The sequence below is a fragment of the Legionella sheltonii genome, assembly GCF_026191355.1.
Classification (GTDB): Bacteria; Pseudomonadota; Gammaproteobacteria; order Legionellales; family Legionellaceae; genus Legionella; species Legionella sheltonii.
On sequence record NZ_JAPHOQ010000005.1, the window covers coordinates 156,055 to 180,690 of the forward strand.

Genomic DNA, 24,636 nt, shown 5'->3' on the forward strand with positions numbered 1-24,636 from the left:
CACTGTTGGTTTTAGCAAAACCTGTAGCGTTTTGCAGTCAACATGGCGCGCAGAGCAAAGTTCTTTTTTTCCACAAGTTCAAAAAAAGCAATCTATAATTATAGGAAATTCATGGTTATCCCAAATTCAATGATTGAGAGTGGTGGTATATGTCGCAAGATTCTGCTGGTAATAGCCCAAACGATACAATTATTGCTAAACTGTTGCTAAATTATCAAAACACTCCGCAAAAACCAGCCTATCGGTTGTTAAGCAAGGATAAAGAACTCAACGTCATAACCTATGAAGAACTGATCGCTAGAGTATTTCATTTAGCATACCAAATTCAACAAAAAGCAAATCCCAGAGATCGAATCATTTTGTGTGCCCAGCCTGGAATAGATTTTATCGTAGGATTTTTTGCTTGTTTGGCTACTGGGACAATTGCTGTGCCTTTAGTACCACCATTTAATAAAATGATGGCCAATCGATTTTTACATATTATCGAGAATGTGCAGCCACAATTAATACTTTTTGATGCTCTGACCTCCAGAGGCCTCAATATTGCGCAAAAAGTAAATCGTTTTATACCAAATAGATTAAAATCTTATGTTGGTTTATCGGATACGCATCAGCGGCTATTTAAGACATTGGGAACAATGGAAATTAATATGCTGATTATTGCTCATGATCTAAAAATTGATAGGACGCAGTTCAGTCCTTATCCAGTTATTGGCGATGATGTAGCCTTTATCCAATATACTTCGGGTTCTACTGCTGAACCTAAAGGAGTTTTAGTCAGTCATGGTAATCTAGTGGATAACTCGGAAATTATTAAATATGCCTGCCAGACGACCGAAGATATTATTTGCTATTCCTGGTTACCTCCTTACCATGATATGGGTTTAATTGCTGGTATTATTCAACCCGTCTATGTGGGGGGGACTTCCGTACTTTTACCCACTTTAGATTTTATCGCAAAACCATCCCGATGGATGGAGGGGATCTCAAAATATCGGTGTACTCTCACCGGAGGCCCTAACTTTGCCTACGAATTATGTGCTTCAAAAGCAACTGAGGAACAGATTGCAACATTGGACTTAAGTTGTTTGCAAGTCGCTGCCAATGGAGCAGAGCCTATTAACCCCAAAACGATGGAACTTTTCTATACTACTTTTGCTGCGGCTGGTCTAAGAAAAAACGTATTATTACCTTGTTATGGCTTGGCCGAATCGACTGTAATGACAGCAAGTAAATTCGCGCTTTCAGAGGAAATTAGACTTTCTGTCAACTCGGAGCAATTAAAACATAATAGGGTCGACATTAACCCGAGTGATGGTCCTTCTACATGCCTTGAAAGCAGTGGCACCCCTCTGATGCCATTAAAAATCGTGAATCCAGAATTATTGACCGAATGTGGTGAATTAGAGATTGGCGAGATTTGGATTCAAGGTAAATCGGTAGCAAAAGGTTATTATAATAATCCAGAAGAAACAGCGAAAACCTTTCATGCGCATTTAGATAATGATCCCTCAAATGAAAACTACTTGCGAAGTGGTGATCTTGGATTTTTATACCAAGGTCAGCTTTTCGTTTGTGGGCGAATCAAAGATATGATCATTATTCGTGGCCAAAATTATTATCCTCAAGACATCGAGTTATCCGTTTTTCTTGCAGATCCTGCCATACGAAAAGGATGTGTGATTGCCTATGCTGATCAAGTCGAAGATGAAGAAATTTTAGTAGTGGTTGCTGAGTTAAAGCCTAAAACTTCGCCTCAAACCTATCCTGAGATCATTGAACATATCAATCAAAGACTGAGCCAAGACAGTCATATTACGGCTAATGCTATCCATTTAGTACCGGCTAAATCGATTCCTAAAACAAGTAGTGGTAAGTTACAACGTAGACGTTGTAAACAATTAATCCAAGAACATCATTTGCTCTCTCTTTATCGTTTTATTGCCTCTGAAGTGCAAGATAGGCCGAAAGTTGATGAGGATGAGGTGAATGCAGTTAAAAATCCCAGTCAGTGGTTCGAGGGATTTAAGCAGTTGACCAAGGATGAGCAGCGATTGGCAATAAAAGATATGGTATTAACATCAGTTGCTCACTACATCCATATCGAAGACACGCCCATCGACTTGAGTAAAGGATTTTTTGACTTAGGTCTTGATTCAATTAATGCCGTAGAATTAATTAATTTGTTACAGACAAAATTAGGCGATGCGTTAATCTTGGAGAGTTCGTTATTATTTAATTTCCCCAATATTCAGGCAGTAATTGATTATATGTACGAGGAGCTGAGCCCTAAAAAGGAAAAGCCTCTACGATCACCGCCGGAGCATATAAAGAACCTGAGATCGCCACTGCATGAAGAGATAGCTGTTATTGGCATGAGCTGCCAGTTTCCAGGGGCTAAGGATATCGATGAATTTTGGCAACTTTTGGCGGAGGGAAAAGATGGGGTTCGAGAGATTCCCAAAGAGCGTTGGTTCTCTGAATATTACAGCAATCGGAGCCCTGAGGCGTTGAATTCCTTACCTCCACTAAAAGGAGGCTGTATTGATGGGATAACTGAATTTGATGCAGGTTTTTTCTCCATCTCACCACGTGAGGCGTTGCTCTTAGATCCACAACAACGCTTGTTATTAACCAACGCATGGCGAGCGTTGGAGAATGCCGCATGTGATCCGCGCCAATTACGTGGTAGTAGTACTGGGGTGTTTATTGGAATTTCGAGTCATGATTATGAACACCTTATTTTTAGCCATAAAGCATTAATTATTCACCCTCACGTCACAACGGGTAATGCGGCAAGTTCTGCTTCTGGACGACTGTCTTATGTCCTAGGGCTTCAAGGCCCAAGTATGGCGATAGATACAGCGTGCTCCTCGTCCTTGGTTGCTCTTCATCAGGCGTGTCTGTCCTTACGTAATGAAGAATGTGGGCTCGCCATCGTTGGCGGAGTGAATGCGCTCTTGTCTCTCGATCTCACCCTCAATTTAAGAAAAGCGGGGATGCTATCGCCTGATGGGGCATGTAAGACGTTTGATGCCAGTGCAAATGGTTATGTTCGCGGAGAAGGATGTGGCGTGGTCATTTTAAAACCTTTGTCTGCAGCGCAAAGGGATAATGATCGTATTTTAGCGGTTATCAAAGCATCCGGGATTAATCAGGATGGTGCAAGTAGTGGTTTAACGGTACCTAATGGTGCTGCGCAAAAATCATTATTACAGACTGTTTTGATTAAATCGGGATTAAAATCAAATGACATTGATTATATTGAGTGTCATGGAACAGGAACTTCTTTAGGCGATCCTATTGAGATTGGTGCAATAGGCCAGGTCTATGGTGAACATAGGGAATTGAATCATCCGCTGTATTTGGGAGCTGTAAAGACCAACATTGGTCATTTGGAAGCTGCAGCGGGTATTGCGGGCCTTATTAAAACTATTTTGGCCTTACAACATGAGCAAATTCCAGCGAATCTTCATTTTAAGACGCTCAACCCGCATATTCGTTTAAACTTTCCTGCAGAAGTTATGGCGGTGAAGAAGCCATGGGTACGAGGCCAAAATCCTCGTCGGGCTGCTGTCAGCTCTTTTGGCTTTAACGGGACTAATGCTCATGTGATCATTGAGGAGTCTGCTCAAGACAGCAAAAAAGAGCCGGTCGAGTTACCTGCAACATCACTTTTTGTTTTATCCGCAAAAACGGAGAACTCGTTGCAGTCCTTGATAGGTGCGTACAAGGATTATTTGAAAACCACTAAGGATTCATTAGCGGATATATGCTACACGGTAGCCACAGGCCGTTATCATTTCGAATGGCGGATAGCTATTTATGCTCATAGTAAGGAGGAGTTGATTGAGAAATTAGGCCAAACCATGGCCATAGAAAGTACGTTGACTGAAGAAGTCGTTGGTGATGGCGATCTACAAAGTGCTTATTTAAATGGCAAGCAGGTCGATTGGTCCGCGAATTATGCCCCCTATATTCATGGATTATCAAAAGTCAGCTTGCCGACCTATTGTTTTGAGAAGAACCATTATTGGTTAACGTAATTTACCCAGATTACGCTGCGCTAATCCGGGTTACAAAGCAACTCAGGCTATTAGATCTCACATTCTACCATAGTAAAACACGAGAGCTTTTCGGTAATTTTTTGAATGATTTTCGATCTTATTTCTTTTTCTCTTACAAACAGATGTCCACTATCAAATTGTTGAAATTCACAGGGTTTCAAGAAGTGATTGCTCCATCCAAAATGATCCTCGGGAGCGACCCATGCATCGTGTGTCCCTAAAAATACCGTGGCATCCAATTTTAAAGGTAATTCATCGCGATAAGCATAACTTTTTACAATGTTCATATCACCAATAAAAATGGGTAATAATACTTTAATAATGCTTTTGTTCATTCGCGCATCACTGTAATCAACAATACCATTTTCTTGAAACACGCTGGATAAAGTCGTTAATTGTTGGTCGTCTAATTCACTTATTCGTTCTGAATTTAAATCAAATAAATTGATATTCAACCGTTGTAGTTTTGCCAGCAGATTATTCAAACTTTTGGATGGGACACGGGGATCAGGATAAGCTGATGCAAAAAGATGGACAGGGGTGGCGAGATGATGTCGACGCAAATACCGAGTAAGCTCAAATCCAATCAGTGAACCAAAACTATGGCCGAAAAAGGCAAAAGGTAAATCAAATTGAGGGGACAGTTGATGGGCCAACAAAGAAATCAGGTTATCAAGATTATCGAGCGGTTGCTCTTCCATCCGATTTTCTCTGCCTGGCAATTGTACCGGGCATACTTCAATAAAATCGGGGAACTCCTGCTGCCATTCACGGTAAATGGAGGCACCACCACCGCCATAGGGAAAACAAAACAAGCGAATTTGAGCATTTTCTTGTATTTTTCGATTGGCAATCCACAGATTCTCTAAACGGTTTTGGGGCGTTGGCTCTTGTTTCGCGCCTAGCCATTGGCTTGATAACACATACTCAGCAATCTCATGAATGGATGGCCCCTGCATCATTAACGGTACAGAATAAGTCACGTTCAAATTGGTTTCTATGATTCGGATAACTGCTAAGGCCATTAGCGAATCCATCCCTAATTCATGCAAGGATTGAAAGGGGCTGATGTCCTGTTGTGGCATCGAAAAAATCATCGCGAATTGCTTAGTCAAATAATGAATCAATTGATGTTTACACGTTTCATAAGGCAATGATAAATCGAGTTGGAATTGGGATTGAATCTCCATAATTTGATTAATTTGCAGGGTATCGTTGAGTAGGGTCATGCGTAGATCATGGCATTGAGCGATTACACTATAATTTTTATCCAACAAGTACCAGTCAGCAATGATATGCTTCCCTTCTGGATGGAGTTCTTTTAATACGGTATGTATGTATCGTTGGTCTTCTGCTGAGCCATGAAATTCTATAGTGCCCATATGTGATGCAATATAGGGTTTAGACAATTGTTCTGGCAATAATAAAAAGAGTGTTTGAATGCAGGCATCGATAATACCTGGATGCATTTGAGTTATAAATTGTCTTCCACGTTCTGCAGCTTTAGGTTCGCGTAGTATACAAAATAATTCATTGTTATTTACCCAATATTGATGTGCCCAACGAATGGTGTCACCAGCGGGCATCCCCATCCCTGAGATGCGGTTGTAAAAAGTTTCCATAGTTCCTGACGCTGGAAGTCGTTGCATTAGCTCGTGCTTGCTTTTTTCGAATTCGTTGCGAGTGGGAGCATGAAGAGCTAAAGTTCCAGTTGCATGTTCTATCCAATGTTCCTTGCCATCACTGCTGAAAAAACGAAAGGATAATGCATCTTTCTCATCATTTTCGATAATTAAGTGGACCAAGACGGTTTTTCCATCCAGAACTAATATAGGGGATAAATAATTAAGATGATGTATGCTAAAGGAGCCTGTTGTTTGGAGTTGCTCGGAGGCATACGCTAACATTTCCAGATAATAGCCTGCATGCAACACATAAAAAGTATCCTGAACCTCGGGCAATGTTTTGGTATCAAAGACAAACTCAAATTGTCGCGCGGATAAAGGCGAAGGAAGCATTCTTCCTCGCATTGGATGGCTGGTATTGCCATGTCCGCTTGTTGATGTTTGCTCAAAAGTTGGCCAGTGAGTTTTGCGTTGCCATGGATAAAACGGCATATCCAAAGGCATATAAGTTCGTTCTGCTTCAAATTTTTTCCAATCAACCTGCGCTTGGTTTACATAGTCTTTGGCTAAAAGCGGTAAGTCTATAGTTGTAAACTCGGCTATTTGCAGCGGGCTGTTGGTTTTCTTTAATTCATGATTGATAAATATCTGTTTATTTTTAGTGTGAGGATCGGCACGTAAAATCTCCAGTTTTTGATAAAGATCCGCAATTGAAGTGCTAATTATGGCCAGACGATGTAGGTAATGAGAGCGTTTGATATGGAGGTTATAGCACAGTTGCGCCAGGTTCGTTTCTGGATTGTATTTTAAAAAATCACACCAAAGCTCAATCAAAGCAGATAATGCAGCGGGTTCTTTTGCCGAAATGGTAAATAATTCTTTATCTCGAGTGAGGGCCTGTGTGCAGTCAGGTTGCTCATTTACAGAATGTTCTTGGAGTACAATATGGGCATTGGCACCACCAAAACCAAAACCACTCACACCAGCAATGCACTTATCGCCATATCGAGGTAATTGTTCTGTTTGATGCGGGATACGCAAAGAATAACGATTAAAAGGGATATGTGGGTTTGCCTGTGCAAAATTAAGATGAGGGGGAAGCAACCCTTTTTTTAAAGCTAAAGCCACCTTAATCACACTGATAATACCTGCTGCAGGTTCCAGATGGCCTAGATTGGTTTTGACTGAGCTAATCCAGCAGGGTTTTTCAGGATCGCGATTTTTGCCAATCACCTCTCCCAAAGCGTGCACTTCAATAGGATCTCCTAAAAAGGTTCCTGTTCCATGGCATTCGATATAGGCAATGTGTGCAGGGTCTGTTTTGGCTGCTCGATATGCGGAACGCAATAATTGTTCTTGTTGCAAACCGTTAGGGGCGGTTAAACCATTTGTTTTGCCATCTTGGTTTATTGCCCCCCCGGTGATCACGGCATAGATTTTGTCTTTATCCTTTAATGCTTTGGAAAGTGGTTTTAGCACAATGGATCCGGCTCCTTCTCCTTGCACATAACCATCTGCTTTGGCATCAAAAGTATGGCACTGTCCAGTAGGCGAAAGCATTGTTGCTTTAGCTAAAACGGAGTGAATGGAGGGTAATAAATTGATATTCACTGCACTGACTAGGGCGGTATCACATAATTTTGCATGTAGGTTGAGGCATGCTAATTGAATAGCAATCAGTGAAGAAGAGCAGGCAGTATCTAATACCAGGCTAGGCCCCCGCAAATCGAATAAATACGATAAGCGATTGGCTGCCATACTGATGGCACTTCCTGTAGGAATAAACAAAGCATCCATATCTGAGTCCAGCTTTTGTAGATGACTGAACTGGCTTGCGTATAAGCTGGAAAAAACACCCATATTGGATCCAGCTAAGGTTTCAACAGTTAAACCAGCGTCTTCAAGGGATTCATACGCGACCTCCATTAAAATACGTTGTTGGGGATCCATGCGCATGGCTTCGCGGGGGCTAATGCCAAAAAAATATGCATCAAAGGCCTCAATCTGCTGTAAGTAGCCACCCCAATAAGGTAAATTGGCATCACGTTGTTCGAATTCTCGTGTTCCTTTTAGCAGTTCCCAACGTTCATCGGGGATTGGGGAAATGACATTTTTACCTTGGCATAATAATTCCCAAAATTCTTGCGGGTTATTTGCTGCGGGTAAACGACAGCTCATCCCTATAATTGCAACGGGATCAAATGATTTTTCATTTTGTTCCTGCAAAAGCCTTTTTAGCTTTTGAATCATTAACAATGATTTTTTTAAAGTAGTGGTATCATTCATAGGCCAGCTCGAGCTCTTTTAATTCCAATTCAAGTAGTTCATTGAGTTGTGCATCGTTTAAGTGATCCAAATCAATAGTTCCTTCTGCGCTAAAAAGTGGTGCAGGACTGGACTCGGAGTTCACTTGCACTCGTTGCACGATGTAATTCGTCAATTGATTTAGGGTGGGGTAGCGGTATAAATCCATTGGAGCGACCACATCGGGAAAATGTTTCCCCAGTTCTTCGGTATAATCGATGCCGGTAATGGAGTCCATCCCGTATTGCTGGAAAGGGGTTTCCCGGTCAATTTCAGCTACTTCTAATCCTAATACGCTAGCAAAGTGATTCAGAACTAATGCAGTAATTTCTTCGGAGTTTAATGAAGAAACGACCGGTGTGGATGGGCTTGCAGCATACTCAGCAACAAAATGTTTAAAGAAATCCAGTTGTTTGGCTGTGGGATTAACTTGTAAGAATTTCTTCCATTGAATGTGACACACCGTAATTTCAGCAAGATTAAGCCTGAGAAGGGTATGAAATAGGGCGACTCCATCCTTAATGCTTAGCGACGCCATGCCTACAGCATCTAAAAATGCATCATGATTATGTCGGTGACTCATTCCTTTTTCCGACCAAGCGACCCAGTTAATGCTGGATGCAGGTAATTGCATACTGCGACGATATAAAGCAAGACCACTCATAAATTCATTGGCTACGGCATAGGCACTAAGCCCAGCCATACCAAAATGGGGCACTGCAGCAATGGAGGAAAACAACACGAAGCACGACAATCGGGCTTGCAAAAAGAGTTCATGCAACACCAATGAGCCTTGTATTTTGACGCGTAATACATTGTTCCATAATGCTTCATCCATATCGGCAATCGTGACATTATCCGTAGTGATTCCAGCCAAATGAAAAACACCATCAATGGGCTGCTGCCATGCTTTTTCAGCATCCATAATCACCTTTTGCATTTGTTCTTTGTCAGCCACATCAACTGCCGCGTAGCGAACCTGTGCCCCTCGAGCTTCTAATTGTTTGAGCCAGGTATTTTTTTCTGCAGTTTGAGCAGACAATTCAGTTGTTCCAGTAAGCAAGATAAAACGTGTCCCTTGGGCTAGAATAGATTTTGCTATTTCATAACCTAACGCACCTAAGCCACCAGTAATTAATGCAGCAACAGGAGTCGTGTAAGAGGGAACTGGCTCATGATTTTGTGGCATCTCATAAGGCATGAAACGAATGGTGTAGCGTTGTCCAGCACGATAGGCAACGTGATTTTGTTGCACTTGGTAATGTGCTAATTCTTGAGCTAGGATCTTAGCATTGTGTTCCATCCCCGCATCCCTCTCCAAATCAAGCAGCAAAGCCTGGTATTTTGCCTGTTCGGCGGCAAAAATGCGGGTCATGGACCAAAGATGATGTTGCCATATATTGATGCAGTCATGGGGATTCACGTGTTGGGCTGATTGTGAGGCAAGACAAAACGTGAGTTGATGTTGCCAAGAATGCTTAATCATGGCTTGGAGCAGGTATAACAATGTTTGAGCAGTATCCCCTGCAGTATATGTTTCAGTAGGAGCTACTGCAGAACATACATAGATAACCCCGTGTAAATGTTCTTGATGCAATGCATGGATTGTCGCAAATAATTGCTCATAATCTGCTTTTTGCGATCCATTAATCACGTACTCATCCTGCTGAGTTGCTGCACCCGAGGTGCTTGCAAAACAATAAATACCGCTTGCAAACTTTTGCCTCAATACTGGGATTGATTCGTGATCACAAAAAATCAGCCATTTCCCCTCATTTTTTGACAAGCCGGTCTGAGTGAGTTGAGGATTTTTCTCCCATTGAGTCATATAAAGCCAATCTTGGACGTTAATCCCTTTTGTATTGCAGACTACAGAGGGGATGCTTGGCTGCACACTGGCTAATTCTACGGGTTGTGTTTCTACTTCCTTAGTGGGTATCCAGCAGCGTCGTTTCGTAAAGGGATAGGTAGGTAGGGAGATAATGTTGGGGGATTGTTGTGTGTGTAATTGGTCCCAATCTATTTTTGCTCCATTAACCCAATGTTGGACTAATTCTTCATAGTGGGCGTTACTGATTAATTCTGCTAAATGAGCAGCGGGTTGGGGGTTACTTTGTGCATTGGGATTTATCCAGAACTTAGAACCACTACCCTGAGGATAATTCGTCAAGGCCGTAAGCAGCTCGTCTTTGCTCGTGACGATCACTGCGAATCGTGCCGTCATATGCTCTCGTCCAGTTTGCAAAGTAAAGCATGCGTCCCTGAGCCATTCTTTATTTTCTGTATGGCTGTGTTGTAACAAATAGTGGTGCATTTGTTGTATTTTTGCTGCCAATCGCTCCTCATTTAATGCAGATAGTATGAAAATATACGGGCCATTTACGCTATTCTGTTGTGTTCTTGGTGGTCGGTATTCTTCAATTATCATATGTATATTCGCGCCACCCGCACCAAAAGAACTGACTCCGGCACGACGGGGTAGATTATGGTCAGGCTGCCAATCGCTGAGCTCTTGTTGTACGTAAAAAGGTGAGTTTTGAAAATCAATAAAGGGGTTCAATTGAGCACTATGCAGGGTAGGTACTAATTTTTGGTGACGCATTTGTAAAAGGACCTTAGCCAATTGAGATACACCTGCGGCTGACTCCAAATGTCCAATATTGGATTTGACTGAACCTATCGCACAAAATTGCTTGTCTTCCGTAAAATGTTCAAAGGCATCTTGAAGACCACGAATTTCTATAGGGTCTCCTAAGGCCGTTCCTGTACCATGCGCTTCGATATAGGATACCGTTCGAGCATCAACTTGTGCCTTTTTTAAGGCTTGGAGAATCACCGCTGCTTGCGCATTGGGATTAGGAACAGTATAACCGCTGGTTTTACCCCCATGGTTCATACTGCTTCCTTTAATGACCCCATAAATCATATCTTTATCAGCAATTGCGTCAGCTAGAGGTTTCAGCAATACAGAGCCAACACCTTCGGCGGGTACATATCCGGTTCCTCCTTCAGCAAAGCTCGCGCAACGTCCTTGTTCCGACATAAAATTAAAACTGCCTAGGAAGTGGTATTTACTCGGATGTAAAGACAAATTGACGCCACCGGCAATCGCCATTTTACAATCACCTCGTAACAGGCTCTCGCACGCTAAATGGATTGCTGCCAAGGAGGATGAACAGGCTGTATCGACCACAAAGCTTGGACCGTTTACATCAAGAAAGTAGGAAATTCGGTTGGCTACGGAGAACGATTGGATATCCAGTGGCACACGATTTCCTTTCTGCCACTCCTCGGCAATAAACAGTGGGTAAAAATTATAAGTCACGCCAGCAAATACACCGACCGAATTGTTTGCTTTACGCTTTAATTTGTCACGCGTATAACCTGCATCTTCTAAAGTAGACCACACAGACTGCATGAATAAACGCTCTTGTGGATCCATAAGTCCAGCATCGCGGGGGGAGATATTAAAAAATAAGGGGTCAAATTTATCGACATCAGGTATAAAGCCTCCATGCGGGAAATAATGTTCCTCACCTGCGATAACTACCGGGTACTCTTTATAATTCCAGCGATCAGCCGGCACCTCGCCCACACAATCACGTCCTGTGCTTAAGTTATGCCAAAACTCATCTATGGAGTTGGCCATTGGGAAGGTTCCGTTTAAGCCAATGATTGCAATGTCCCGGGATGATTGGCTTGGGTGTTCGCCAGTCACGGTGGTGGGTTGCGCGGTTTCTATTTCCTGCGGGATTACTGCGGGTACCGCATGGAGTGCAGACACCAGACCCGACAATTTTTCTTTATGATTTTTGATGAAAAATTTCGCTAAATCATTTAATCGATTGCGTTCATACAGTAATGTTTTGGGTAAGGTGCCAAAGTCTTTCTCCAAGCGATTGGTAATTTCCAAGCCAATTATTGAGTCAACGCCATAAACCTCATAGGTTTCATCCACTTGAATGCATTCAGGCATGGTACTTAATTTTTCTGCAAAGATCTGCTGTAAATAGGTTAATACCTGGCTGGAAAGATCCATTTCTACCGGGATGGCTTGTTTGACAACCGGAGGGAGGATTGCGGGAGCTCGTGTGGCATTTAATTCCTGGTCATACCAATAGCGTTGCTTGATAAATGGGTAAGCAGGCAAAGTACCTAATCGCGATATTTTTTCCCCATAATAAACTTGTTGCCAGTCAATGAGATAATGTTTCGTATAGAGATCAGCCAAGATAAATAATTTGTGGCGATACTGGTCTGGATTGTCTGGCTGGTGCAACGCCTTAATTGCTGCTTGATATACTTCATCGAATACTGGTCCCTGAATTGTCAAGGTTTGACCTTCATTTAACATGCAATATTCTGGAGTTTCATGTTGAATTAACAAGGTCAAAGCGTGGAGTAATGTATCAATAGAGTCTACAACCAGAGCACAACGGTAGACAAAATGAGCACGACCTGCATTCAGTGTATAACTTAGGGATGGTAAGAAAACCGTTTCTTTATTTTGGTTCAGCCATTGGTAGAGATCCTCTATTTTTTGTTGCAAACTCTCTTGGTGTTTGGCTGAAAGTGCAATTAAATAATAGGGTTTTGTTTGATGGCGCTCAACGATGGTCTGGTGGGGGCGACCTTCTTCAAGAACAATATGTGCATTGGTGCCACCAAATCCAAAAGAGCTAACGCCTGCACGCAATGGAATATCATCTCCTGTTTTATTTTTGATGCGTCGCCAGGTTTGTGTCTCTTTAGCAATGTAGAAGGGGGTATTGGCTAAATTGATATAAGGATTTAATTCATTTAAATGCAAAATACCGGGTAGGGTTTCATGGGTCATGGCCATAATCAACTTGATGACTCCCGCTATTCCTGAGGCGGGTTCTAAATGGCCGATATTTGTTTTTACAGAACCTAAACCAATTGAGTTTGGTTTGATTTCAGATGTAAGTAGGGTGGTAAACGCATGTTTTAATCCCTCGATCTCTACAGGATCACCTAAAGCGGTTCCAGTCCCATGAGTTTCAATGTAGGTCACCGTGTCCGGATTGAAATTGGCTTGTGTGTAAGCACGAATTAATAACTCACTTTGTGCGGCAGCATTGGGTGCCGTCAGAGATTGCGCTTTGCCGCCATGGTTTACTGCCGAGCCTTTAATGACCCCATAGATATGATCTCTATCGTGTTGTGCTTGCTTCAAAGGTTTCAGTAACAGGCCGGCTACGCCTTCCCCTTTGACATAGCCATTGGCCGCCTTATCAAAAGTCTTGCATCGTCCATCTGCAGATAAGGCACCTAATTGGCTGGTAACTACCAGGGTATCTGGGCTTAATATAAGGCTTACCCCACCGGCAATTGCCATATCGCATTCACCATGGCGAATGGCTTGTACCGCGCGATGTATCGCAACCAGCGCACTGGAACACGCCGTATCAATGGACTCACTTGGACCTTGGAAATTAAAAAAGTAGGAAACACGATTGGCGATCATGCTATGCGAGTTGCCTGTAGCGATAAATCCATGATGTTCTTTTTGTTGTTTGGCAATTAACGTTTGATATTCGCTAAACTCAACTCCGGCAAAAACCCCAATGTTCTGTGAGGATAATGCAAAGGGATCATAGCCTGCGTCTTCAATGACTTTCCATGCGATTTCCAAAAAGAGGCGTTGTTGTGGATCCATAAGATTTGCTTCGCGGGCTGAAATATTAAAGAAGCCTGCATCGAACTGATCGAAATTGTTGATAAAAGTACCCCATTTGGAGTTACTTTGATTGGCTTCAATGCCGTAATGATCTCGCCAGTCCCAGCGTTCTGCAGGGATCTCCGTTACTAAATCATGGCCATCAACCAAATGTTGCCAAAATGAGGTAAGGTCATCTGCTTGAGGAAAAATTCCTTGCATCCCAATAATCGCAATCGAATCCGCCTCATCGGTTACTATCCGTCTGGATTTTACTGGATGAGTATTTACGTGCAGTTTGGCCAGCTCATGGTGTGTTGGTGCGACTGCCTCTGGAAATTGATTGATAAGATACTGGCTGATTGATGATATGCTGCTGTGCGTAAAGAAAACCGCAGGTGTGAATTCTATTGCGTAGTGTTCCGTAATCTTTTTGGCCAATTCAATAAAATGCACCGAATCCATACCGTATTCCCCCAGATTTTTTTCTATGGCAATTCGGTGTTGCGTCAATTTCAATATTTGCGTTACTTCTCGCATCAGAAAAGAGTTTACTTTCTCCGCAAGCCCATTTGGGGTTAATGTCCGACTGATTGGCTTTTCTTGAGCAGAGGCACGTTGTTCTTCATCAGAGTACCAATAACGTTCTTTGGCAAAAGGATAGGTGGGCAAGGATAGTTTTTTCCTGGATTCACCTGTATGGATTTGCTGCCAATCCAGATTTTGGCCTTCCACATAAAATTTTGCCAGTGTCAGCAAAGTCTCTTGATATTGAGTGGCTTGTGACAATTGCTGCATTACTAAACGCAAAAGCGTTGTGTTGATAAGGCGGTTTTCAGAGGTATTGCCTGCATTTTGCTGGATCAATAAGTGAGCTGGATTTTGTCCTGCTTTAAATTGTTGAATTAAATCGCTCACCTCATCAAGCGAGCTCGCCACCATGGCATAACGATACTCAAAATGACTTCTGCCGGCATTTAAGGTGTAACTAACCTGTTCTAGCTGTGCTGATGGATTTTGCTCAAGCCATGCCAATAAATCATCGAGACGTTGATTTAAGGCGAATTCGGTTTTGGCCGATAGCGTGAGCAAATAATGTGATTTGTTCCTTACCGGAGAAGAAAATACCTCGGGTGCTTCAGACAAAATCAAATGAGCATTAGAACCTCCAGCACCAAAAGAGCTGATCCCCGCAATTCGCGGTATAGTAGGTATGGGTTGCTTCCACTCACTGACGGTTTGCTGCACCGTAAATGGGGTGAGCGACCAGTCGATGTTGGTATTCAAAGTGGTTGAGAAAAGCGAAGGGACTAAAGTACGGTGTTGTAGTTGCAAGACTACTTTGGTGACCGCAGCAATCCCTGCGGCAGACTCACAATGTCCGATATTCGATTTGACTGAACCAAGAGCACATTGGTGTTGCATGGATTGACCGAATACTTTATTTAATCCAGCAATTTCAATAGGGTCACCCAGCGAAGTTCCTGTGCCATGTGCTTCGATATAACTGACATGTGCTGGGTCAACCTGGGATTGTTGGTAGGTTTCTGCAAGTAATTCGGCTTGAACATTTGGGTTGGGTACTGTGTAACCGTTGGTTTTGCCACCATGATTAAGATGACTTCCCTTAATTACCGCGTAAATAAGGTCGCCATCTTCGAGTGCTTTATCTAGGGGTTTGAGCAATACTGCCCCCACGGCTTCGCCAGGAACATAACCATCGCCGCCTTCACCAAAGCTGCGGCAATGTCCGTCACTTGCTAAAAACTTTCCATGACTTAGCAAAAGGTATTTATTGGGATGCAGCGATAGATTCACCCCACCAGCAAGGGCCATCTCGCATTCGCCTTTATGGATGCTTTGACAGGCTAAATGGATGGCCGTAAGCGAAGAAGAACACATGGTATCCAGCGCGATACTCGGACCATGAAAATCAAAAAAATAAGAAACCCGATTAGCAATAGAAGCAAACACCGAATTCGTCGGGACAAACTGGCTGGAGGGCGATAATTCATGGCCAAACAACTGATATTGGCCATACATCACACCAACATAGACCCCAATTTTTCTCCTAACTAATGCTTCCCGAGCATAGCCGGCATCTTCTATGGTTTTCCATGCGGTTTCTAAAAATAATCGTTCCTGGGGATCCATGAGGGCCGCTTCACGAGGGGAAATATTAAAAAAGAGGGGGTCAAATTGATCCACATCCTTTAAAAAACCACCCCATTTGCTGTACATTTTACCTTGGCACTCTTGATTGGCATCAAAATAATCTGCTAAAGCCCATCGATCCTGAGGAATTTCGGTAATACAGTCTTTTCCTGAATACAGATTGTGCCAAAATTCTGTTAAATCCTGTGCTTCGGGATAGCGTCCACTGATCCCAATAATGGCGATGTCTTGTGATTTTGAGATATTTTTCCTCGAACTAAGTAGTCTTGGCCCGGTCATTAAGCTTTGGGGCGCTGTGGTTGAGTTGAGAGACTCGGTAATTTCCGACCATTTCTGAGTTGATATGGGTGCTTGATTGGCAGTAAGTCCCTGTCCGTGCAAGGAGGGCAGAGGCAACTTAGATAAATGTTGAATCAATTCATGGGGATAATGCTCCATGAAGTACTCAGTTAAATCAGCCATGGTCTGGCATTCAAAAAATAAGGTTTTGGGTAATGCAGAGAACTCTTTGGCCAAGCGTTGATTGAGTTGAATAATCATTAAGGAGTCGATGCCGTAGTGTTCGAAAGGCGAATCTCTATCAATACGTTCTGGTGAGCACTTTAAGGTCTCAGCGAGTATGTTCTTTAAAAACGCTTCAGCTTGTTCACCTAAATTGGGCATTACGCCTTTGGAAGATGTGATGGATTGCTTCACCAGTGAATTTTTTTGCAATGCATGCCTGAGTTTTTGCTGATAGCCCGGAAGAACAATAAAATGTGCACCAGAGTGCTGTAACGCGTGCACGAAAGCGCTCAATCCCTGCTGAGTGGACAAACTCAGAATACCTAAAGTTTGCGCAAGCTCCTGTTGGTATTCGGGAGCGATCTGTAACCCCCCCTCTTCCCAAAGTGGCCAATTAATTGAAAGAGTATGCCCATTACAGTGCCCCTGAGCTCTTTGTTGCTCTCGTGCGTCGGCAAATTCATCAAGAAAACAATTCGCGTAGGCATAGTCACTTTGTCCTAAATTACCAAACACTGCTGCCGCGGATGAAAAGAGAATGAAAAAATCTAAAGGTTCTTTACGTGTTGCCGTATGCAAATTGCAGGCACCAAAAATTTTGGGGGCGACAACCTGTTCTATTTCAGGTAGTGTTTTATTGACAATCAATCCATCTTGAGTAAGTCCTGCAGCATGAATAATGCCATTTATTGCACCAAAGCGTTCTTTAATGATTTGAATCAGTGCTTGCACCTCCTCGTAAGATGATACATCTGCTGATACATAAGCTACCGACGCGCCGTGCTGTTCCAGTTCTGCGATTCTTTTTTGATGTAGTTCAGACAGCGGGGAACGACCTGTTAATACCATTTGGGCTTGATAATGTTTGGCCAAATACGTAGCAAATAAATAGCCCAGTCCGCCCATGCCGCCAGTAATTAAATAAACACCGGATTTCTTGAGCATTGGTGCTGTTTCTTTTAGTGTAGGGAGTGGAAGGTACTCTCTGATATAACGCTGATTCCGTTTATCATAGCGGACATAAATCTCGTTTTGAGTTAATTCATTGGTCAGTAGGCCAAGATCATGTAATTCAATAAAGCGACACGAGATGTTGGATTGTTCTTGATGCACGCACTTTGCAAATCCATCCAATGCCCGGGAAAAAATAGAGGGATTGTTAATGATACCCACTAGTTGTATGGGTTGTTTGGGTTTTAATTTACTGATTTGGTTTACTACAGCATGGACCAGATAATAAGTTTGCTCAATTTTTTCTTGAACTTCTGTCGTTGAAAGAGACTCACTATGGAATTCTTCCAGAGCAATAATAATACACTCGCTCAGTACATCGATGTTGATATTTAAATGAGAAGGTTCTTTTAGGAGCTGGTACGAAACCGTTCTACCTGGGAATTGGGTGCTTATTGCGAGCACAGATTGTTCGTTATGGCCTAAAATCAGAATGGAGTCTGGATATTTTCGGGTTGCTCCTTGCGCAGCTTGGGGAATCCATTGATGGGTATAATATGCTACCGTGGCTGCAGGTTCATGCAGTGGATATAAGGTAAATCCCGTAATAACTAATAAGAGTGCTCCTTCAGCGTCTGTGACTTGAATATTAAATGCCGGCATATGCTGACTGTCTGCAGTCGAAATCAGGTTCGCATGGACATAACAGCGATTTGGCAGAGGCTTATAAATATCTATTTGCTCAATAGAAAAGGGTAGATAAAGCACTTCATGATTTTTAAGCAGTACCTGGGTAGTCTGTAAGACTCCATCAAATAAACAGGGATGTAGTACTAACTCATGATGTTGAGTCGCTAGGTTTTCAGGCAAAGCAATTTCTGCTAAAAGATGATGCTCATCAAAATGTATGCTTTGAATGACTTGAAAACTGGGGCCGTAGGTTATCCCTGCATGATTAAAATAGCTGTAAATGACTTTGGGATCTTGAGTATAAGGCAATGTGGATTTTATTTCGTTTAGCTTAAGTAAGTAGAGCGGGGCATCGGAAGAATTATCTGTATAATGAATCATTCCACGCGCATAAGAAACTGTTTCGTCTTGGTTAGTAATGGAAAATGAGACAGTATCCATTTCCGGAAATAAAACGACATGCAGTGGGGTAGCCAAATCCGGATTTTTTATTGGTTTTTCCCAAATGATCTGGCTTAGAGTCGTTACTTGCTGGTTTTTCGCCGCCATATTGGCAGCAATGCGAACCATTTCCAAACACACAGCACCGGGCAAGACTGGTTCTTTGTTAATCCTATGATCGCGCAAATAAAATTCATTTCCAGTGAATCGTTTACTAAAAGCAGACGAGGAGAAGGTAGAAATATTCTCATCAATCAATGTATGCGGGTGATGTACATTATTTTTGATGTCGACCCAATGCGATTCTTTGGCGAAAGGATAGCCAGGAAGCGAGACTTTTTCCTGATATTCACCATAGAGGGTGCGCCAATCAATTGATTTGCCTTGCAGGTAGTCATGGCGTAGTTGCTTTAAATCAGCAGGGTGATGATTTGTATTGGATAATTCGTAATCAAGTAAGTGCGCCTGGATGTCTTTGCTGGATAAAATAGACCTCAATTCTTTCCTTAATTCTGCAATTGTTTTCACCATCACGCAAAAACGTTTGCTAAAATGTTGTCTTCCGGCATTTAAAGTATAACTGAGTGCTGCCAGAGTGGGTAAATTCTTTTGGGTCTCCAACCAGTTGAGTAGATCCATCATCCGTTGCTGCAATCCATTTAGAGTCATTGCTGATAAGCAAATAAGGTGTACAGGATGCTTAGGAGGTGAAACGGGTGTTCGTTCCGGAGGCTCTTCAAAAATGATATGCGCGTTTGCTCCGCCAAAACCAAAGGAGCTCACTCCCGCCCTTCTAGGTTTACCCGGGATTTTTGACCATTGAGTGGGTCTATCAACGAGATAAAATGGGCTGTTCTCAATTTCGATGTAAGGATTTAATTCATTTAAATGTAAATTGGCCGGTAGCATTTCATGCTGCATGGCTAATAAAGTTTTTATAATCCCCGCGATTCCGGCTGCAGATTCCAAATGACCAATATGAGTTTTCACTGCGCCTAATCCACAGTAGCGTTGTGGCAAAGAGTCAATGTTTTGCTCTAAGGCCAAGTATTGAAATGCTTTTTTTAAGCCGTTGATTTCAATGGGGTCACCTAGGGGGGTGCCGGTGCCATGGGTTTCAATGTATTGAATGCTGTCAATCGGTACTTGCGCCCGCTGGCACGCTGAAATAATGACCTCTGCTTGCGCATTGGGATTAGGGGCAGTGAGGGTATTCACATGCCCTCCATGATTCACCGCGGTGCCTTTAATTACTCCATAGATATGATCGCCATCTTGCAATGCCTGCGATAATTTTTTTAACAAAATGGCACCAGCCCCTTCGCCACGCACATAACCATTGGCGTTTTTATCAAACGTTTTGCAACGTCCATCGTCACTTAGCATCCCTGCTTGCTGGGCTGCAATAAATGAGGTAGGGGTAATTAACGTATTCACTCCTCCGGCAATTGCCAGCTCACAATCGCCTTGCAAAATAGCATGTACTGCCTGGTGAATGGCTACTAAGGAGCTGGAACATGCGGTATCAATTGCCTCACTGGGTCCGCGTAAATTTAAAATGTAGGAAATACGATTCGCAATCATACTGTGCATCGTACCGGTAGTCAGATAGGCATCCATAACCTCATTTTTTTGCAATAACTCAGCATAATCATGATTAAATACCCCTACAAATAATCCTGTTTTCAATACCCCAAGGGATGAAGGAGTATATCCAGCGTCTTCAATGGTTTTCCAAGCGATCTGCAAAAATAATCGTTGTTGCGGATCAATAAGTTCTGCTTCATGAGGCGAAATATTAAAAAATGCCGCATCAAATTGATCCACCTGTTCAATAAAACCACCCCACCTCACGGTTAAATCACGCCAGTTCCAGCGAGATAAAGGGACTTCACTGATGCAATCTTTCCCTTGACATAAATTATCCCAAAAGGTATCCACATCAGGTGCTTGTGGAAAAATACCGCTCATTCCTATGATGGCGATGTCGTTTTGGGTCAGATTGCTATTGCTGGGTTGCTGTTCTTCTTCAGGCTCCATCACAACCGTTTTTGCTGCTAATAATTCGCTATAAAACTCTGCTAAAGTGGCGTATTCATACAAAGCTGCAGGAGATATAGCGAGTTGATAGGTTTCATTAAGAACACTGGTGAGCTGAATGATATTAATCGAGTCAAAGGAATAATGGCTTAATGGCGCATGTAAGTCGATTTCTTGCACCTCTTTGTTTAATACTTTAGCGATCAGCGTGATGAATAGGTTTTTACTATGCTCTTCAGTTTGCTTGGTTGGGGCCTTTATGGGCTCGTTTTGTATTAATACCGCAAGACTTTGTTCATTAAAGAGTAATTGGGCTTTCTTTCGTTGTAATTTGCCACTCCCAGTTTTGGGAATTGCCCCCTTAGGGCTTAAAAGGACTTCATGAACATCCAGCCCATGATGTTTGGTTATCGCATGACGAATTGTGTTTTTGATCTCAGGATAGAGCGACTTATATGTCTGTTCCGACAATTCCTGAACAACGATAATTTTTTCTTTACCCTTAATTTCTGTAGAGAAGACCACTTGGGGGAGTTTGATCTGGAATGGGGCTAGTGCATTGGCGACGGTAGCTTCTAAGTCAAGCGGATAATATTTTTTGCCATAAACGACGATGACTTCTTTTAACCGTCCAGTTAAATAAATTTCATCGTCGAAGATAAATCCCAAATCTCCGGTTTTAAAGTAGTGTAAATCACCGCCAGAGACTGTCGCATGAAATACCTCTTGTGTTTCCTCAGGACGTCGCCAATAGCCTTGAGCCAGCGATTTGCCTAATAACCAGATTTCACCGGTTTCTCCGTAAGCAACAGGCTGTTTCGTTTGAGGGTCAACGACAATGGCCTGCAGTCCTGGCAATAGTTTGCCGCTACTGACCAATTGTCGCTGTGCATGCTCTTGCAGTGGTAACGAGCGGGGTTCACAACCAAAAGACGTTACGGCAATTGCTCCCGATAATTCGGACATCCCATAAGCTGAACAGAATTGTTTTAACTCAAAACCACATACTTTGAATTTTGCGGCGAAACGAGTAAGGGTTTGATATTGAACCATATCGCCACCATTAATTGCTACGCTCCAATGTTTTAAATTAAGCGAGGCAAGCTCTTCATCCTGAATGTCACGCACGCAAATATCATAACCAAAATTAGGACAACCGCTATGGGTGACACGGTAGGTTGAAATGGCGGATAACCAGGTAATCGGCTTATTAATAAAGGCTGCCGGCGGCATAATAATTGCCAATGTGCCATGATATAGAGGTACTAGGATCCCACATACCAATCCGTAAACATGGGTATGGGGAGCCCAGGTTAAAGTGATACTTTTCTTGGTGTAATGCCAAACTTTAAGGGTTTCTTGCAAACTATGTTGTAAATTGCCATGGGTGATTATTGCTGCTTTGGGGGTAGAGGTTGACCCTGATGTATATTGTAAATAGGCAATGGTATCCTTAGTGATATGCATGGATTGATAATCGTTAGCCGGTTTGTTTTTTAGCCTATCTGTGGCAAATACAGGTACTTTTTTCTTTAGAGTCATCTCAATACTGGAACACAATTGATCCAAGGTTAAAACGGCAGCAATGTCTGCATCATCGGCTATACTGTTCAGAAAAGCTTCGTGTTTGGCAAATTCATCGATTTTAGGGCAGGGCACTGGCACCGCAATGACACCTGCATACCAACATCCTATCAAACTGACTATAAATTCAATCCCTGTAGGGTAAAGAAGAACCACACGATTACCCTTCATGTGTTGGGTTTGTAAATGGGAGGCAATAATTCTGGCTTGATGATCCAACGCGCCAAAAGTAAGACTTGCAGTCGGATGTTTTCCATCTTCTAAATAGAGAATTGCTTCAGATTGAGGATTTTTTTGAGCTCGCTTTTGTACTCGATTAATAATATTTTGCATACGCAACTTCCATTTGCTAAATCGATTATCTGAACTTGCATCATGCTATCAATACTCTTAGGTAATGTCATCTTTATATTGAGGGATAGTGTTGCGTCGAGGCCCAACCTACTGCAGACAGGCTACGATTTGTTTTCAGAACTGATTGGATGCATTAGCTTCACCAATTCGTTAGTGCCTCGTAGCTGTTTTTGTAGTGCGTTTTTAAAAACTCAGAAAAATCTTTGACATCCAGTGGTTGACTGAAGTAATAACCTTGCATGATGTAACATCCATTTTCTTTTAAGAATTTAATTTGCTCTAGGGTTTCTACCCCTTCTGCCAAGCAATCAATATTCATCCTATGTGCCAAGGCAATGGTGTTGCTAACGATATTTCTACTATCAATACTCACGTCAATATCTTGAATAAATGTTTTATCAATTTTTATTTTATTGACTTTAAAGAGCTTAAGATTACCAAACTCTGAGTAACCTGTACCAAAGTCATCAATGGCTAAGGAAATACCCATTTCTGTAAATTTATTAATAATTGGAATGGCTTCATTTTGAAATGCATTGGACTCCGTGAGTTCTAACTCAAGGTACTTGGGAGACAGTTTCTGATCCGCTAAAATTTGTGCAATATGCTCGACCAGATCCTGTTGCACCAACTGCTTCGCTGACAAATTAACGGACAGAATCAATTTAAATCCACTGTTATGCCATTTTTTCAATTGTTGGCAAGCAGTGCTTAATACCCATTCACCAATAGGAAGAATCATGCCGTTTGTTTCTGCTAAGGGGATAAACTCCATTGGGGAAAGCAACCCTAACACGGGATTATTCCAACGCACTAAGGCTTCTGCGCCACAAACAGTCCCTGTTCGTAAGTCAATGAATGGTTGGTAATTTAGAATTAACTCATTGTTTTCAATCGCCCGATAGAGTTGATTTTCAATGTTTAATTGTCTCGTAGCATCTGCAGTTATGATCGTATTATAAACACGGACACTATTGCCGCCGCGCTCTGTGGCAAGGGTGCGTGCCGCTTCTGCATGCGTAATCAGTGTGTCTACATCCCGGCCATCATCGGGAAATACACTGATACCAATACTTGCAGTTAAATTCAATTCTTGTTGTGCTACATAGACAGGATTATCTAATACAATAAATAAATCCTGAGTACATTCTTCTATTTCCAGTATGTCGATGATTGGATCAATGAGAATAACAAATACATCTTTACGTAATAATGAAAAGAAATATTTAGTGTTTTTTTCTGCAAGTTGACTAAACCGTTGGGCAATACGATGAATAATTGTGGCTGATGCGTGATGGCCGATACTGTCATTAATTTTCATCATATTGTTTAATGAAAAGCAGGCAATGGCAAATTTATGATGATCTTTAACGGCTCGTTCGGCTACATTATTTATGTGTTCATAAAGAAAACGTTCATTAGGTAAATCGGTTAATAAATCATGCGTTGCTTGGTAGGTCACTAATTTTAATGACTTTTCTAACGCTTCGGTGCGCTCTTTGACCCGTTGTTCCAAAAGAGCATTCAAGTTTTCCAGTTTATGGCTCAATAAGGCATTTTCATAACCCAAACGAAATAATTTTAAAATGATTCTATTGCCTACAAAGCAGGCAATGAGCATAAAGATTCCAAGCATCACAAATGAGCCAGTAATGGACATACTGATATTACCCGCTTCAGAATGAAATGCACTAATGGTTATATAAGAATGATATAAAATTGTAGGGCTAAGCAAACAAACAATGCTGGCAATTCCCATGGTTAAATCAATTGCTGTCGAGAACGAAAAACAAATCAAAACTGCAGATAAAAAGATAATGGTGGTCATCTGTTGATGCATTCCATCATCCATAAACACAATGCCAATGCTGCTCCATATCAGACATATTAAAATGACGATGTAGAGAAAACCTTTTCGACACTTAAGAATTTCTTGACGGCTTATATGTTTGTATTCAAAGCGGAGAGCCCATAATACATTGAGTAAATTGGCAATCACCAAAAGAAGATACCAAGAAATGATCAATACAGGTTGGGTTGTATTATAGATAGCAAGAACATAAAGAAAGGCACCGCAAATATTGGCAAAAGCGCCAAGTTTAACCATGCTGTGAAATGATTTTGCGGTTTCAAAATCAATTTTCCGATTGATTTCATGTTGTTCGTCGGAAGTTAGTTGTGGTGCCTCGACAAATTTATGTGCATTGATGGGCTTCGACAT

4 protein-coding genes are annotated in these 24,636 nt (G+C 42.1%); 1 reads left to right on the forward strand and 3 read right to left on the reverse strand.

Translation table 11 applies throughout. From position 1 onward, the window contains the following. The first annotated feature begins 149 nt into the window (after window positions 1-149). Window positions 150-4,046 carry a beta-ketoacyl synthase N-terminal-like domain-containing protein gene (locus OQJ26_RS07175; protein ID WP_265703189.1) on the forward strand — a complete coding sequence of 1,299 codons (3,897 nt, stop codon included), beginning with the start codon at window positions 150-152 and terminating at the stop codon, window positions 4,044-4,046. Window positions 4,047-4,096: 50 nt separating this feature from the next. Here the strand turns inward: OQJ26_RS07175 and OQJ26_RS07180 are convergent, their stop codons facing one another. From OQJ26_RS07180 to OQJ26_RS07190, 3 genes are all read right to left on the reverse strand, one after another. After that, window positions 4,097-7,978 (reverse strand): beta-ketoacyl synthase N-terminal-like domain-containing protein, encoded by a 3,882-nt coding sequence (locus tag OQJ26_RS07180; RefSeq protein WP_265703190.1) that lies wholly within the window; start codon window positions 7,976-7,978, stop codon window positions 4,097-4,099. Continuing rightward, complete coding sequence (locus tag OQJ26_RS07185) at window positions 7,971-22,394, reverse strand: SDR family NAD(P)-dependent oxidoreductase (protein WP_265703191.1); 14,424 nt, start codon at window positions 22,392-22,394, stop codon at window positions 7,971-7,973. The genes OQJ26_RS07180 and OQJ26_RS07185 overlap by 8 nt, the downstream gene beginning before the upstream one ends. 160 nt (window positions 22,395-22,554) lie before the next feature. Continuing rightward, window positions 22,555-24,636, reverse strand: a complete 2,082-nt coding sequence (locus OQJ26_RS07190; protein WP_265703193.1) for a putative bifunctional diguanylate cyclase/phosphodiesterase — start codon at window positions 24,634-24,636, stop codon at window positions 22,555-22,557.

Bases quoted from the DNA above. Each gene is read 5' to 3' on its own strand.
- OQJ26_RS07175 (WP_265703189.1), top strand. From the start codon at position 150: ATGTCGCAAGATTCTGCTGGTAATAGCCCAAACGATACAATTATTGCT.
- OQJ26_RS07180 (WP_265703190.1), bottom strand. From the start codon at position 7,978: ATGAATGATACCACTACTTTAAAAAAATCATTGTTAATGATTCAAAAG.
- OQJ26_RS07185 (WP_265703191.1), bottom strand. From the start codon at position 22,394: ATGCAAAATATTATTAATCGAGTACAAAAGCGAGCTCAAAAAAATCCT.
- OQJ26_RS07190 (WP_265703193.1), bottom strand. From the start codon at position 24,636: ATGTCGAAGCCCATCAATGCACATAAATTTGTCGAGGCACCACAACTA.